Raw genomic sequence first — 17149 nt, 5'->3', positions numbered from 1 at the left:
ACTGGTTCGCGGATGCCGTCGATGTCCACTGGTGGGGCTGCGATGAAGGCGATGATGTAGCAGATGGTGGCGCTGAGCAGGGTGGGAATCATCAAGACTCCGAACCAACCGATGTAAATCCGGTTGTCGGTGCTTGTGACCCACTCGCAGAAGCGTTCCCAGACGTTGGCGCTTTCGCGCTGCTGTAAGGTTGTTGTCATGGTTTTATGATTGCTGTATTTGGTTGTCAATGTTCGGATGATGCTTATATTATTACGCCTATCGTTAAGGTTTGTAAAGGGGTTTGACGACAGTTAAACTGATGAGTGTGATTAGGATAGCTGATGAGAGGAAAGAGATGGCCCATCGCCCCCGCACGAAAAGAGATGACAGCGTGCACACGCGGCGCACCTCAACCCTAACGAACGGGAGCTATGGGAGGTGGAGAAGGTAAAGGAACAGGAGCGATCGCAGGTGGAGAGGCGGGGATGCGAGGAGGTGGAGAAATCCTGAACTGCAAGAGTTGCTGCGGGGTGAGCGAGCGCAAAATTCTCAGTCCGAGAGTGTCTCGGGAGATGCTTAAAGCGTAGGAGGGCTCCAAATACGGGCGGAAATTTGCTTTTTTGTTCAAATAGCATTCCATGAAAGCTAGGCTGAGTCCGCTGAGGTAGCGGCGGGCTAAAGCTGGTTCGGGCCCGATCGCCTCTGCTGGCGGCAGAAATAGGCTTTGAGGGGATTCCTCGATCGTTGAGAAGTGAGTCCCGTTGATCATCAATACCAGATATTTGTTGAGCGATGTCAGCCATGTGAACGGTTGAATTTGTTCGAGAAAAGCGGGGGCGACAGTATCGGCGCTGCCTGCTATTACCATGACTGGGATTTGGATTTTGCTGAGGTTTGTTTCTCCGAGAATGCTGCTGACGATCGGGTTGATGGCGATCGCAGCTTTGACGCGCGGGTCGTAGAAATTGTACTGGTTGCGCTCTAGGCCGCGGGCGCGGCACTGCAATAGTAGGGAGAGGTTCCAAGTATCATTTTCGAGTCCGCAATCTTTGTCTAGCTGTGCAAAATTAATCCCTGCCCCGGCTAATGCTAAAGCCGTATAGCCACCGAAAGACTGCCCGATGACGCCGACCCGCTGCAAGTCGAGCTGCCCTTGATAGGCAGGATTGGTGGTAGAAAGTTGGGTTAAATAATCGAGCAAGTCTTTGATGTCGAGGGGGCGGTTGACAAATTCCGCAGGTTCTGCTAATTCACTGGCTCTGCCTGTTACTAAGTTTTGGATTTGTTGGGCGTTGCTGCCGGAATGTTCCGGGACGGCGACGGCAAAGCCGTAGGAGGCTAAGTGTTTGGCTAAATACTGGAAAGAAATGCGATCGGAACCTAAACCGTGGGAAATTACTACTACTGGAGCAGGTTGCGGACTCCCCTGTGGCAAGTAAATGTCCATATCAAACGTGCGATCGCGATTTGGACTCGTCAGAATTACCGATGATTTTTTCCAATTATAGGGGCCCGGTAGCTGGGGCTGCAGCATTGTGGCGGGCGGTATGACGGGTTCTGAGGCTGCTTGTGCTTCCGACAACTGGGCGACTCCGGCGATCGTCTGATTGGAACGGTTGATCAGCGATGTCAGCTCGTTGGCGATACCCAAGGCGCGAGCGATGTCAATCCTGATGCCATAGGTGGGGAATTTCCGCAGCACGTTGAGAATTGTCAGGCCTTCTGGATCTGAGGCTGCTAAAATCAGGGCGGCTCGGATGGCATAAAATCCAGGCTGCCGAGCTTTGGTTTGAATTACTCGGCCTAAGCGTCTCAGCAGCACTTCTCCTTGAGGCGTGTAGAGGAATTGGGCGATCGTCACGTGGCTGATTTCAGCTTTCGCTTGCAGGGCGCTGCGAATCTCAGCTAGCTGAGATTCTTTGGCGTACTGAGCGAAGCCGTCCAAGTTTGAGTCTATTTTGCCTTCTTTGGCGAAGAGTGCCAGGGATTCGATGGGAACTGATTCTTCTAGTGGCCCGTAAGTTACGTAAATTCGCTCTGCACCCATTGCCGGTGCGGCGGTGCAAACAGCCGTGAATGCACACAATCCTAGGTATTTTTGGGCGATCGACCGCCGAGAGCGAAGGGCAGCAGTGGAGAGGCTCGAAAACAGACAGTTCATAACTTTCACACCTAGGACTTCTAATAATTAGTCGGTGAAATGATGTAAATTGTTTCGCCAACATTTAATGCCAAAAAATCGTTCTGTTGCTTCTGATGCTTCGGAAATTAGGTTATCTTGGGAAGCATAGCCAAAAAAGCAATTTTCTGACCTGACAACACTAGCTGAAATTTAAAATTCAACGCCGAGGGGTCAAACCTACTGGAATGCCCATTGATTATTTTTTCAGCTATGCAAGATATTTTCGATCAAGTTTGTAACTACAGCCTGAGTGGGAGAATTTATGATGTTCAATGCAACTGCTATCCTGATTGACGCTTTTGTGCAAGAGTTGCAGGCCGGCTACCGTCGCACCTACGGCAAGTACAAGCCTGACTACCCTGAAATTATCGCCTGGGCAGGGACTATGGCTCTGGAAAATATCGCTAACTGCGATGCTCTATACCACAATGTGGAACACACAATGCTCGTGGCTTTGGTGGGACAAGAGATTCTCCGGGGCAAGCATATTCGCGAAGGGGGAGTGTCGCCGGAAGATTGGCTACACTACCTGATCTCGCTCCTGTGTCACGATATCGGCTACGTCAAAGGTGTTTGCCGCCAAGACCAAGAAGCTGTGGGACTCTATGCTACGGGTATTGACGGGGGCATGGTTTCTGTGCCGATCGGCGCAACTTCTGCCAGTTTAACTCCTTATCATGTCGATCGAGGAAAACTCGTAATTGACGAACGCTTCGGCGGCCACACATTAATTGATGCCGAACAAATCAAGCGCAATATTGAATTGACGCGCTTCCCAGTTCCTGCTAGCGAAACTCATCAAGACAGAAATAATTATTCTGGACTCGCTAGGGCTGCCGATTTGATCGGTCAGTTGAGCGACCCCAATTACCTGCGAAAAATAAGTGCTCTGTTCTACGAATTTGAGGAAGTCGGCACTAATAAAATCTTGGGCTACAAGTCTCCAGGAGATTTGCGGCAAAATTACGCCAAGTTTTATTGGAATGGAGTTTTTCCCTACATTCCTGCCGCTTTGAACTACTTGGAATTGACCCAGGGAGGCAAACAAATTATTGCCAACCTCTACGCCAATGTATTTCAGGTAGAACACGCTGAACCGCTCGCTTTCACCAAGCCAAACGCTCAAGAATTCACCAAATCCCGCGCCAATAGCAACTTAAACGGCGAAAAAGATGGTGATAATCTTCAACCTTCCATGTCCGGGGAAAATAAGAAATTTACCGAGTTTCCCGACTTGAATTTGTGAGGATTGACGCCCATAAATTGGCAGCTATAAAGGCGAGTCAATGGATTTTAAAATTGAGAATTCGGCGTGACAGGTTTGGCGCAACGTTCGGCGTTCAATCAGTCGAAGGATTTGAAATTTACTCCAGAGATTAATCTGGGATGTTGAACAAGAGTCTAAAATTTTGGCCGACAGGCAACTCCTGTCGGAAAGTAAGTATCCGTTTTTGGGCAGGGTGACAATTAGGATAAGTTTTGATTTTCTAGTTGCTGGATCTTTGTTTTTAGCTCAAATTGACATTGATCATCTCCAATCTAAAATCGGTCGGGCAGCAGAGAGGTTGCTCGCTCCTTTTTTTTGAGCTAAAATGGAGAGTTATAATCAAAAATCAAAAATCAAAAATCTCAAACCTTAAATCGATATGGCAACTGAGATTCAGCAGCAAATTCAACAGTTGAGGCAGCAGCTACAGGAAGCTAGCTATGCTTATTATGTTCTCGATGCGCCGATTATGCCAGATGAGGTGTACGATCGACTTTATCGCCAGTTGCAAGAATTAGAATCAGATTATCCTGAATTAATTACTGCGGAAAGTCCGACTCAGCGCGTGGGAGAACAGCCTGCTACTCAATTTTTTAGCGTCAAGCACAATATTCCTCTCTACAGTTTGGAAAATGCTTTTAATTTTGAGGAATTTGCTAAATGGCAGGAACGCTGGCAAAGAGTAGCGCCCCGCCTAACCCCCGGTCAAGAGGGAAATGCACCCCCCCTAACCCCCCCTTATCAAGGGGGGGGACAAGAGGGAAATGTACCCCCCCTAACCCCCCCTTATCAAGGGGGGGGACAAGAGGGAATAACATCTTCCATTAGCAATCAGGAAAACAGGGAAATTACTCCCCCCCTTGCTAAGGGGGGGTTGGGGGGGGGTTCCTATGTTTGCGAGTTAAAAATTGACGGTTCTGCTTTAGCATTAACCTATGAAAATGGAGTTTTAGTTCGCGGTGCGACGCGGGGAGACGGCATTACGGGAGAGGAAATTACTCAAAATGTCAAAACTATTCGCTCGATTCCTTTAAAGCTCAATTTAGAAAATCCGCCGCCTGTTGTGGAAGTGCGCGGAGAGGCTTTTTTGTCTTTAGCTGTGTTTGAGGAAATTAATCGGGAACGGGAAAAAGCGGGGGAACAATTGTTTGCTAATCCTCGCAATGCTGCGGCGGGTACGCTGCGGCAGTTGGATTCTAAAATTGTGGATAAGCGACGGTTGGATTTCTTTGCTTATACTCTGCATTTAGATCCGGGTAACGAGGGTAACACGCAGTGGGAATCTTTGGAATTGTTGCGACGAATGGGGTTTAAGGTGAATCCCTATCGCAAAATTTGCTATTCTTTGGATGAAGTTCGCGAGTATTACGAATATTGGGATACTGAGCGGCGAAATTTGCCTTACATGACGGATGGGGTTGTTGTTAAGATAAATTCGGTTTTGCTGCAAAAACAATTGGGTTTTACTCAGAGGTTTCCGCGTTGGGCGATCGCCCTGAAGTATCCCGCAGCCGAAGTGCCTACAATAGTAGAAGCTGTCACCGTACAAGTAGGCAGAACCGGGGCTCTGACTCCTGTAGCGGAACTCAAACCAGTGCAGTTGGCGGGAACGACGGTTTCGCGGGCTTCTCTCCATAATAGCGATCGACTTTCCGACCTAAATCTCCATATTGGCGATACTGTAATTGTCAGAAAAGCTGGGGAAATTATACCAGAAGTTGTGCGAGTTTTGCCGGAACTTCGCCCCCAAAATGCTCAACTTTTCCAAATGCCTAGTTGCTGTCCCGAATGCGAACAGCCTGTGGTTCGGGAAAAGGGGGAGGCCGTTACTCGCTGCATCAATACATCTTGTCCAGCAATTTTGAGGGGTTCGCTGATTCATTTTTGCAGCCGGGATGCTCTGGATATTAACGGTGTTGGCGAAAAGTTGGTGCAGCAAATGGTTGATAGCAATCTGGTGCATTCTGCGGCGGATTTGTACGATTTGACTGCGGAAAGATTGATGAGTTTGGAACGCATGGGTAAAAAGTTGGCAGAAAAGTTGGTAAGTGCGATCGCCCAATCGAAAAATCAACCTTATTCGCGCGTACTTTACGGATTGGGCATCCGCCACGTCGGCAGCGTGAATGCTCAATTGCTAACAGAAAGATTTACCAATGTAGAAGAGTTAGCAGCGGTATCAGCGGCATCGATTGAGGGCGTTTACGGCATCGGCCCGGAGATTGCTCAATCGGTTTATCAGTGGTTTCGAGTGCCTGCCAATCAAAGTTTAATTGCACGGTTGAAAACTGCGGGCTTGCAATTGCAGTCAGAAGTAAAAAATCCAAATTTAGACAGCACAAATTTACAACTTGCAGGCAAAACTTTTGTGCTGACTGGAACTTTGCCCACTTTGAAACGAGATGAAGCTAAAGATTTGATTCAAAAAGCAGGCGGTAAAGTAACAAATTCTGTGAGCGCTAAAACTGATTATGTAGTTGTGGGAGAAGATGCGGGTTCTAAGTTGGAAAAGGCTCAATCTTTGGGAATAGAACTACTTTCGGAATCTGAGTTATTAGAACTCCTATCGAAACCATAAATGATTGGTGAACGTCAATATATCTCTCTTTGCTCTTTCTCTGCGCCCTCTGCGCTCTCTGCGGTTCCCAAAAAAAGCGCTGATTCATTTCAGCCGTTTTCAAAGAAAATCCCCAACAATTCTATTGCCCTAGATGCAAAATAGCCGATCCTCTTCGAGGGATCTGCTAACGCGACTTGGGCAATACCTCAAAAGGCATAGAAATGGCGATCGCACTTGGTGAATATACATACTTCCCCGGCGGTGATGCCCGAATCGGTTGTCGGTACTGGCTAGTTTTGCTAAAATTTGATAAAGTTTGCAATAGCGATGGCAACTGCCAGCTTAGCCAAATCCCAGCAATCATAGGAGATCCATTATGTCTGAAATTCCAGCAGAACAAACACAAACAAACTTGACAACTCCAGAAACAACTACCGAAAGCTCACTTTCTGGGGTGGAAAACGTGAAAAATAGTTTGGGAAACGTCCTAAATAGTTGGAAGTTGAAAGCAGGATTAGCCGTTGCTGTACTTTTGGGAGTTCTGCTATTTGCTTTCTACTGGCAGCATATGATTGCAGTCGTAGGTATGAAGAGTTGGTCGGCGCGATCGGGAGCTAACCCGATCGAATGTATGGTAAGAGATACTAATAATGACGAGTATGTCAGTTGCAGCGCCCTCCTCGATCAGCAGATTGTCCCTCTTGAGTGCAGTTCGAGTTTGTTCAATATCGGCTGTCGAGTCAATTACGGAACGGCCGCACCAAATCCGAGAGCAATCAACCCTAGATAGAGCATCTGCGGGTTAGAGATAATTCTTGAACGAACAGATTTGCTACTGAAAATATGGGAATTACAAAAAAAATCTCACTGTGAAAATACTCCAGCAATAAAGAGCAGAAAAATCTTGTTTTTCTTGTTGTAAATTAGCAGGTAATGAAAGTTACCTGCTATTGCCATGAGGTAATCTGTGATAGATGATCGGCCGCAGTATATTAATGTGAATATTTCACCTTAAGCATGGGTATCAAAGCATCCTCAGCATCTATAATATATCAGTCCGCTCGGTGATAATTGCTGACTAACTTTAATCACATTTTCTTCTATCATTGAAACCTGAAAATGATCGAGATTAACGGCTACGAGATTCTCACTCAAATCTACGAAAGTATCAACTCCACTGTCTATCGAGGCATCCGCCAACAGGACAACCAAGCCGTCATCCTTAAATTCCTCAAAGAAGACTATCCTACCCCCTCCGAACTGGTTCGCTATAAGCAGGAATATGAAATTACCCGAAATCTGAATCTAGATGGAGTAATTAAAGCTTATGAATTAAAACCCTATCAGATGACCCTGTGTATCATTCTTGAGGATTTTGGCGCGTCATCTTTAAAACAGTTAATGGATGAGCGTAGGGAATCAGGCACGGGAGTATTGCCCCTACAGGAATTTCTGAGAATTGCTATTAAAACGGCGGAAATTCTAAGCAGTATTCACGCTGCGAATATTGTCCACAAAGATATTAACCCTGCCAATATTATTTTTAACCCTGAAAGCGGGCAACTCAAAATTATAGACTTTGGTATTTCTACTCAATTCACCCGCGAAAATCCTACCGTCAAAAATCCTAACGTCTTAGAAGGTACTTTAGCTTATATTTCACCTGAACAAACAGGAAGAATGAATCGTTCCCTAGATTACCGCACCGACTTTTACTCTCTCGGTGTCACTTTCTATGAGTTACTGACAGGAAAACTTCCTTTTGAAACAAATTATGCCCTGGAGTTAGTGCATTGTCATATTGCTAAAGTGCCAATTTCTCCTCCTCAAATTAATCCAGAAATTCCCCATGCCCTGTCAGATATTGTAATGAAACTGATGGCAAAAACCGCTGAGGAGCGATACCAAAGTGGTTTCGGAATCAAAAATGATTTAGCAGAATGTTTGCATCAGTTACAAACCACAGGAAATATATCTGATTTCTCTTTAGGGACTCAAGACATTTCCGACCAGTTTCAAATTCCCCAAAAGCTCTACGGACGCGAAGCCGAAGTAGAAGCACTACTAAAAGCATTTGAGCGAGTAGCGGACAATCCCCAATCCCAAATAGAAATAATGTTGGTGGCGGGTTATTCTGGTATTGGCAAATCATCTCTAATAGCCGAAATTCACAAACCAAATACCCGACTGCGTGGCTATTTCACCGCAGGCAAATTTGATCAATTTCAAAAGAGTATTCCTTACTCCGCTGTAGTTGGCGCCTTTAAGGGATTAGTGAGGCAACTATTAACGGAAAGTGAAATACAGCTTCAACAATGGCGAGAAAAACTTAGAGATGCTTTTGGTGTCAATGGTCAAGTGATTATTGATGTCATTCCCGAAGTGGAACTGATTGTCGGCAAGCAGCCTCCAGTGTCAGAATTAGGGGCAACCGAAGCACAAAATCGATTTAATATTGTCTTGGGTAACTTCATCCGAGCCTTTTGCACAAAAGAGCATCCTTTAGTCATATTTTTGGATGATTTGCAGTGGGCTGACTCCGCGACACTCAAGTTAATTGAATTGATGATGACCGATACACATCTGCAATATCTGTTTTTGATTGGAGCCTATCGGGATAATGAAGTTAGCCCAACGCACCCCTTAATTATGACCCTCGATGGATTACGCAAAGAAGGAGCCACTATCAATTATATTACTTTATCACCTTTAGCCCCAGAAAATATTAACCAACTGATTGGTGATACATTATATAGCGACACGGAGACGGTAAAATCCTTGGCAGAACTGGTGATGAATAAAACTGGAGGTAATCCGTTTTTTGTTAATCAATTTCTGAAAACTCTGGAGGCTGAAAAGCTAATAACGTTTGATTTGCAATCTCATAATTGGCAGTGGAATATTGCCCAAATTGAGGCACAAAATATCACCGATAATGTGATCGAGTTGATGATAGGCAAGTTGCAAAAACTGCCTCCTCTCACCCAACAGATTTTACGTTTAGCATCTTGTATCGGCGCATCTTTTTACTTAAATATCCTGTCGATTGTTTGTGAACAACAGCCTGAAGTGATTTTTTCTGATCTACTTGCAGCCCTTCAGAGCGGATTCATCTTGCCAACATCGGAGTTAGATGAAAACCTATTAATACAAGATTATAAATTTCTACATGACCGAGTACAACAAGCTGCTTATACTTTAATTCCTGAAGATGAAAAAAAAGCAGTTCACTTAAAAATTGGACGCTTGTTACAAGTGAATACTCCCGTGACAGAGCGAGAGGCAAAAATTTTTGATATAGTTGAACATTTTAATCTGGGGCGCGAGTTAATTACCGATCCAACCGAAAAAATAGCCTTAGCTAAATTTAATTTAATCGCCGCCCGCAAAGCGAAAGACTCAACCGCTTATCTAGCGGCGCGAGAATATTTGACGATTGGCATATCTTTATTAAGTGGTGATTTTTGGCAAGAAGAATATCAATTGACCTTGAAACTTCATCAAGAACAAGCAGAAGTTGAATATTTAAATAGTAACTTTGATTATGCTGAAAGATTGATTTATTTAGTGATTGAAAAATGCAAAACCAACTTAGAAAAAGCCGAAACTTATAATATTTTAATCGTCATGTTAACCATGATGTCCAAATATGAAGAAGCCATTAACGTTGCTCGACAAGCCTTAAAGTTATTGGGGATTGAGTTAACCGATAAAGATTTCACCTATGCTTTACAAAAAGAACTAGCAGAAGTACAAAAACTTTGGCAAAGTGGGGAAATTAGCACCCTACAAGATCAACGAGAAATGACGAATCCGGAAATGAGAGCGGCCCTAATTTTATTAGTCAGTGTAGATCCAGCCACTTATTTAAGTAATCCTAAATTGTATGGAATTATTGCGGCCAAAATGGCTTCTATTTGCCTTAAATACGGTATTATTGGGGCTGCCGCTAAAGCTTATACCAGCTATGGACTTATTCTCAGTGCAGTTTTACAAGAATATCAATCAGGTTATGAATTTGCTCGTTTAGGTTTAAACTGTTCTAAGCGTTTTAATGACTCATCCATGAAAGCGAAAGCTATTAATAACCTTGCTAATCTCATCCAACATTGGGTTATGCCTATAAAAGAAGCTGAAGCGATTAATAACGAAGGTTATCAAGCGGGTTTGGAGTCAGGAGAGCTACAGTTTGCAGGCTATATTAGTCTCCATCAAATTGTTAATTTTTTTGTATCTGGTAAAAATCTTAGCCAAATATTAGCGGTTCTAAATGATTATTTAAAATTCACAGCTAAAACAAAAAATTTATTAGCTTATCATAGCATCCTCGCCTGTCAACTACCTATTTATAATTTAAGTGGCTTGAGTCCCCAACCCAGAGAATTTACCAACGAATTCCTTATTGAAGCTGATTATATCGAAGATTGTAAAACTCATCAAAACTTTTTTGCTCTTTGTAACTATTTAACTTATAAATCCCAAGTCCTCTACTTGTATGGTGACAATGTTACTGCTTTAGCTTGTATCAAAGAAGCTCAAACCATGTTACCTTATGTACAAGGGATGATTACGAATGCGGTTAATAACTTCTATCATTCTTTAATTTTACTGGCTCTCTATCCAACCGTTAGCAAATCCGAACAAATTAGTTATAAAAAACAAATTGAAACCAACCAAGAACAGATGAAAATTTGGGCAGATAACTGTCCTGAAAACTTTCTGCACAAATACCTGTTGGTGGAGGCAGAAATGGCGCGTATTTCTGGTCGAGGAATGGAAGCAATAGATTTATACGATCGCGCTATTAGTTCAGCCAATGAAAATGAATACATTCAGAATGAAGCTTTAGGCAATGAATTAGTCGCCCAATTCTGGTTAGGGAAAAGCCAAAATGAAATTGCCAAACTTTACATGAAAAAGGCTCACTATGGTTACCAACTTTGGGGCGCTAAGCGTAAAGTAGAGGATTTAGAGCAGAAATATCCGCAGTTAATCCCCAAGGTATCTGCCAAGAAACAAATTGATTTGCAAACTACTGCTATTGGCACAGCTTATTCAACAACGGGAGGAAATCCTAATATAGACTTGTCCACAGTTATCAAAGCTTCCCAAGTTCTGGCTGGTGAAATTACCAGCAACAAATTGTTAGAGAAGTTAATGACACTTTTACTGGAAAATGGCGGAGCACAAAAAGGCTTTATTGTCTTATCAAATAAGGATAAGTTAACCATTGAAGCTAGAGGTGAAGTTGATAAAGAACAAGTAGAAGTTTTGCAAAGTATTTCGATTGAAGGCAGCGATGCTCTTCCTGTAGGTATGATAAAATATGTAGCGAGAACTCAGGAAGATGTAGTGCTATCAGAGGCTACGAAACAGGGTGTTTTTACTGGCGAACCCTATATTATAAAAAATATGCCTAAGTCAGTATTATGCGCTCCTATTATTAATCAAGGTAAACTAATCGGCATTCTGTATCTGGAAAATAATCTGACTACCGGGGCGTTTACCCCCGATAGATTAGAAGTCTTAAAAATCTTATCATCCCAAGCAGCTATTTCGATCGAAAATGCTCGCCTCTATCAAAACTTAGAAGATAAAGTTCAAGAACGCACGGCTCAACTAGCTGAAGCGAATCAAGAAATTAGCACCCTGAATCAGAAATTAAGAGCAGACAATCTTCGCATGAGTGCAGAACTCGATATTGTCAAACAACTGCAAGAAATGGTGTTGCCAAAACAGTCGGAATTAGAGGCAATAGAATGCTTAGAAATAGCGGGTTTTATGGAGCCAGCCGATGAAGTTGGCGGCGATTACTATGATGTATTGCAACAGGATGAGCGAGTCAAGATTACGATTGGCGATGTCACCGGGCACGGTTTAGAAAGTGGCGTGTTGATGATTATGGCACAAACGGCTGTCAGGACGCTTCAGAAAATGAACGAAACAGATCCAGTGAAGTTTTTGGATGTCCTCAACCAGACTCTGTGTGATAATCTCCAGCGCATGGACTCCTCTAGAAATATGTCTCTAGCTATCTTAGACTATGCCGGAGGTGTCCTGAAATTAAGCGGACAACATGAGGAAATGATTGTGGTGCGCGCTGATGGAAAATTGGAGCGCATAGACACGATGGATTTAGGCTTTCCCATTGGCTTAGTAGAAGAGATTGGCGAGTTTATTGCTCAAGCAGAAGTGCAGTTAAATCCTGGGGATGTGGTGGTGCTTTATACTGATGGAATTCCTGAAGCTTTAGATATTAATAAAGCGCAGTACGGATTAGAAAGGTTGTGGCAAGTGGTGGTTGAAAATCGTCAGCGCTGTGCCCAAGAAATTCGGGAAGCCGTGATTGATGATGTGTGGCAGTATATTGGCACTCAGAAGGTTTTTGATGATATTACTTTGGTGGTGATGAAGCAGAAATAGACTTCCAAACCCCCTGGAGCGATCGGCAGTTGAAATTGGGGCAACCACGGGGGACCCCCCCCAACCGCCCCAACCGGCTATTGCCCCTACTGTAGAAACTTTTGTCCCTAAGAAGCGGAGACTGAAAAATAAAAATGGCAGCTTACCAAGGGCTTCCGATCATGGTGAAACTACTCCAATAGTAAGGATGAGAAAAGTTTTGGTTTGTTTGTTGTAAATGAGCAGGTAAATTTAACTTGCCGCCGGTTGTTACTAGCTGTCCGTTTTCCAGCCGCACTTTACCGGACATTATTGCTTGTTGAGCCAGTTGCAAAGCTTCTGCTTTAGTTGTGGTTCCTCGCAACTGGTGGTAAAATTCGCTCATCAGCCCCAAAGTGCCTCCGTCGTCAACATACCACAAACTCCCTAAAGCAGATTTCGCGCCGGATTTTACTGCTAAACCTCCAAAACCTAATTCTGCTTCCCGATCGCCCATAGCAGTTCTACAAGCACTCAATACTAACAAGTCTACCTGCGGATTGCGCCAATTTAAACTCTCTATGCGATCGAGCTGCAATTTGGAATTCCACAGTTGAATGTAAGAATTGCTCGGTTTTCCCGGTTTGAATTCAGCGTGAGTTGCTAGGTGAACGATCCGAAATCCTCCCTTGGCGTGCTCCGAGTTGAGATTATCTAAAGTGAAAGTGGAATTGAGGAAAGATGGACTCTGCCACTGAGCCGAAATCGCCTGCAATTCGATCGGCACACTGGGCAAAGGCTGTTGGTCAACAAATTCTGACCTTCCCATTGCTAGCACTGTGGCGTCTCTAACAGCTTTATAATCGGTATTAGTCGAACTAAAACTTGGAATTAGGCTGAAACTGTATTTTTCAATCAAGAAGCCTTTACCGTCATGCAAAGCGGCAAAGGGCAGGCTTCGCAATCCGGGATCGACTGACAGTAATAAAGTTTGAATTCCTAAGTTTTCTAAGTCTTTTTCTAGGGGTGCGATCGCCCATTTATATAGTTGCTGGGAGGAGGCTAGATAACTGGTTGTACCGCGTTTTTGGGGATTGGTGATTTCATCGCGGAACTCCTTGACGATGGGGAATAAAGCTGCTCTGTTGGCTTCGGGAACGCTGTAGTGAATCGGCCGCCCCACGGGAGGAACTAAAATTAGTTCCAGTCGATCTTCTCGCGAGACTATGTAGATAATACCAGACCGCTTGCCGGTTTGCTGTTCGATATTTTGTAAAGTTTGTTGGGATGTCGAAATCAAGGTTTTTTCCTCTAGGAGGTTGGCTTCTACCCCCAGGTATTCTGCAAATTCTTGATTCCTCATTTCTTCGATTCGCCCGACTGTTTTCTGTATGTCGTTACCTTCAAAAAGTCGATCGGGAGACGGAACATATCCCAGAACTAAATTAGAAGTAGAGTTAACTGTTGGTGCTTGCTGGGATGCGAGTGAAGAGACTACGATGCCAGCGGGTAATTGACTGATGATACTTTGATCGATGGTTAAAACTCGATGATCTGCAGCAGCAACACCGAGATTGTCTAGCGATCGACTTTCGGGGCGTTTAAAGTCTTGTTCATCGGAGGTTGACGGTTCGGGTGTGGGTGTATCGGCGGCTGTGGGCGATTTTGGTGCTGTCACAGGTGTGGGCACTTGTATTTCCGTAGGATCGATCACAGTTAATTGTGATACTAACTCTATTGGCTCCCGGGCTACCGCAGTGGGAGTTTGACTCGGAGTGGGAGTCGGAGTTACTACCGCAGTGGGAGTTTCAGTCGGAGTGGGAGTTGGAGTTACTACCGCAGTGGGAATTTCAGTCGGAGTGGGAGTTGGAGTTACTACCGCAGTGGGAATTTCAGTCGGAGTGGGAGTCGGAGTTACTACCGCAGTGGGAATTTCAGTCGGAGTGGGAGTTGGAGTTACTACCGGAGTGGGAGTGACACTTGGAGTGGGAGTGGGAGTTACTACCGGAGTGGGAGTGACACTTGGAGTGGGAGTGGGAGTTACTACCGGAGTTGGAGTGACACTTGGAGTGGGAGTGGGAGTTACTACCGGAGTGGGAGTTGGTGTTGGCGGCGGGTCGATCGCGTCATCAGTCGAAAATACAATATTACCAACACTACTAGAACGTGGAAAAGACTGCGATGTAATGGTAGATTGTCCCGTTGTAATTGCACCCGCCGTACCGTTGCTAGCAGCATCCCCCACCACAAACGGTTGAATCGGCGTCCCTCCATCTCCCCCAGCGTGTGTAATTGCGATATTTCCACCACCGACGCCGCCAGCAGTAGAAATGCTAGCAAATCCCGTTGGCGAAAGTGGGGTGGAAAAAGTACCCGTAGCGCGGAAAAAATTGCCTGTTATTGCTGTAACATCGCCACCGGTGCCACCAGTACCGCCTTGGGCATTGATAAACTCTACTTGAATATCGCCGATCGGATCTAAGAACACATTGCCGGCATTTCCGACTATACCGCTAGAGTTAATTTGTCCGGTGGTAATTGAAGTTATCGCCTTAACAGTTATGTTTCCGCCACTGTTTCCCGATGTATTCAAATTGCCTGCTGTGAAATTGTTACCGCTTGTAAATAGAATTTCTCCGGCATTAGTAGTAATATTTTTAACGCTTATATCTCCCTGGGCAGTAATATCGACTTTGCCGGCGGTGACATCTCCCGATAAATTGACTTTTTCCGTGTTTAGTGCTGTCAATTGTTGCGCGTTAATTGTCGAGTTTCCTGTCGCATTGCCAGCATTTTCGATCGCAAGATTTCCTAACTTGCTGGTGGCCCCCACCGAACCGTTGAAAGTGATGCTGCCGCTACCTGCATCCAGATTTAGGCTGCGGGCCGCATCAATACTGTCGATCGCACCTCCAAAGGCAATATTCCCGCCGGCTGTACTCAATATCGCATCTTTCGTCAACCCGAGAACACCGTTAATATTGATGTTGCCATTATTAGTAGTAACATTTCCCCCCAACCTAGTGCTTGCAGCAGCAATATTAAAACCAGAATTGCTTGCAATATTACCGTTAGTGAATTCCGCCTGCGTTGCCGTAACATTCAAAACAGAAAGTGGTGTTGTTCCTCCGATATTTCCTTGCACCAGCACATTGCCTGTAGCTGAATCTAAGTTCAACAAATGATTACCGTCTATCGCACCAGTTATCTTAATATCTCCGCCGCCGGTACTAAGATTAATATCGTTTCCGAGTGTTACAGTGCCGTTGAGAGCGATCGGATTTTTATTGGTATTGATGCCATAATTTAAATTAATGGTGGAAGCATTGATAGCAATGCTGCTGTTGTCATTTCCGGTAAGAGTGCCATCAAGTGCGATCGCCCCAGTTCCCCCTTGAATACTTACGGGATCTAAAAATGTGAGATTGTAGGGTATGCTAACCTTGGCGGTGCTATCTGATCGCCCGATCGCGATCGAGCTAAATCCATTTTGAATCAAATTAAGTTCCGATGCCGTCAAATCTAAAGCGCTAGTATTGTTATCAATTCCGCCAACCGCAATATTTTGTCCTACTGTTGCGGGTTGCAGCGTTAGCGCGCCAGTACCAGAAACGTTCCCGGAAAAATTAATTTCACCGGCAGTTAAAGCCAACGGGTTACTGCCTGCCGATAAAGTAGAACCGAAAGCAATAGTTGCATCTCCCAGTGTAAAAGTTACAGGAGTATTTAATGTCACCGGGCCGCTAAAACTAATGTTATCATTCGTTGTGGTGATATTTCCGCTCAAGGCAACGCTTCCCGCGCCATTTTGATTAAATGCACCGTCTAAGTTCAGATTATTTAAAATATTGAGATTGCCCGTATTGCTAATTGTTAGCGTACCGTTATTGGTGGTAGTCAAAATTCCTTGCAGATTAATAGTATCAGCCGAAATTCCAATATTACCAGCTACGTTAACCGCTGAATTCGCATTGATAGTTTTTCCGCTAATCTGTAACTTGCTTAAAGAATTAGCATTGCCAACTGCACCATTAAATGTAACATTACCCGTACCCCCATTAACAATCAATTCGCTACTGCCGTTAACTGTATCATTAAAAGTAAGATCGTTACCTGAAATAATCGGATTATTGGCAACAGTGACAGCATCTCCATAAGTTTGACTTCCCGCAGTTGTCACATTATCATTTAGTTGAGTTGTGCCGCCAGCGTTAGTGGTGAGGCTGGCAGAATTGACGGCATTCAATGTAGTTGTACTTGTACTATTAGCGGTAATATTTCCTAATGCTGTGGTATTGCCGATCGCACCATTGAATGTAATATTACCGCTCACCGCATTCGCAGTCAAATCGCTGGTGCCATCCACAGTATTATTGAAAGTAATGCCGCTGCCTGCCAGAATGGGATTCTTGGCAATTATAACTGCATCTCCATAAGTTTGACTGCCAGTTGTAGTCACATTGCCATTGAGTGTAGTTGTGCCGCCAGCATCTGTAGTCAAACTTGCGGCATTGACTGTTTGATTAAATGTAGTTGTTCCTGTAGAGTTAGCGGTAATATTTCCTAATGCTGTGGTATTGCCGATCGCACCATTGAATGTAATATTACCGCTCACCGCATTCGCAGTCAAATCGCTGGTGCCGTTAACTGTATTATTGAAAGTAACGTCGCTACCTGCAAGAATCGGATTCTTGGCAATTGTCACAGCATCTCCGTAGGTTTGACTGCCGATTGTCTTGACATCGCCATTGAGTGTAGTTGTGCCGCCAGCATCTGT

General features: G+C 44.5%; 7 protein-coding genes and 1 pseudogene. 4 read left to right on the top strand and 4 right to left on the bottom strand.

Annotation, left to right across the window (positions count from 1 at the left end; translation table 11 throughout):
- Together QUB08_RS21180 and QUB08_RS21175 are read right to left on the bottom strand one after the other, a co-directional pair.
- A pseudogene (locus tag QUB08_RS21180) lies at positions 1–200 on the bottom strand (photosystem II q(b) protein); the annotation flags it as partial.
- A 197-nt stretch (positions 201–397) separates the two neighbouring features.
- A complete protein-coding gene (locus QUB08_RS21175) occupies positions 398–2143 on the bottom strand; it encodes an alpha/beta hydrolase (protein WP_333226811.1) in 1746 nt (581 codons plus the stop codon).
- Positions 2144–2429: 286 nt separating this feature from the next.
- Here QUB08_RS21175 and QUB08_RS21170 point away from each other — a divergent pair, with 286 nt between their 5' ends.
- Together QUB08_RS21170 and ligA are read left to right on the top strand one after the other, a co-directional pair.
- Positions 2430–3410, top strand: a complete 981-nt coding sequence (locus tag QUB08_RS21170; protein WP_333226809.1) for an Npun_R2479 family HD domain-containing metalloprotein — start codon at positions 2430–2432, stop codon at positions 3408–3410.
- A 400-nt stretch (positions 3411–3810) separates the two neighbouring features.
- A complete protein-coding gene (gene ligA, locus QUB08_RS21165; protein WP_333226807.1) occupies positions 3811–6009 on the top strand; it encodes an NAD-dependent DNA ligase LigA in 2199 nt (732 codons plus the stop codon).
- A gap of 166 nt (positions 6010–6175) precedes the next feature.
- On the opposite strand, the gene QUB08_RS21160 is transcribed toward ligA, so the two are convergent.
- Entirely contained in the window at positions 6176–6355 is a 180-nt protein-coding gene (locus QUB08_RS21160; RefSeq protein ID WP_333226805.1) for a hypothetical protein, read from the bottom strand.
- A 12-nt stretch (positions 6356–6367) separates the two neighbouring features.
- Here QUB08_RS21160 and QUB08_RS21155 point away from each other — a divergent pair, with 12 nt between their 5' ends.
- The gene (locus QUB08_RS21155; RefSeq protein WP_333226803.1) at positions 6368–6781 is read left to right on the top strand and encodes a hypothetical protein; all 414 of its coding nucleotides are present in this window, start codon (positions 6368–6370) and stop codon (positions 6779–6781) included.
- Between the two features lie 329 nt (positions 6782–7110).
- Complete coding sequence (locus QUB08_RS21150; RefSeq protein ID WP_333226801.1) at positions 7111–12414, top strand: AAA family ATPase; 5304 nt, start codon at positions 7111–7113, stop codon at positions 12412–12414.
- Between the two features lie 142 nt (positions 12415–12556).
- Here QUB08_RS21150 and QUB08_RS21145 read toward each other — a convergent pair.
- Positions 12557–17149 (bottom strand): CHAT domain-containing protein (locus QUB08_RS21145; protein WP_333226799.1); only part of this gene is annotated, 4593 nt, incomplete at its 5' end.

Origin of the sequence: Microcoleus sp. BR0-C5 (assembly GCF_036705045.1) — a bacterium.
GTDB lineage: Bacteria > Cyanobacteriota > Cyanobacteriia > Cyanobacteriales > Microcoleaceae > Microcoleus.
The sequence above is the reverse complement of the archived record's forward strand: the minus strand, read 5'-3'. Positions and strand labels throughout refer to the sequence as shown.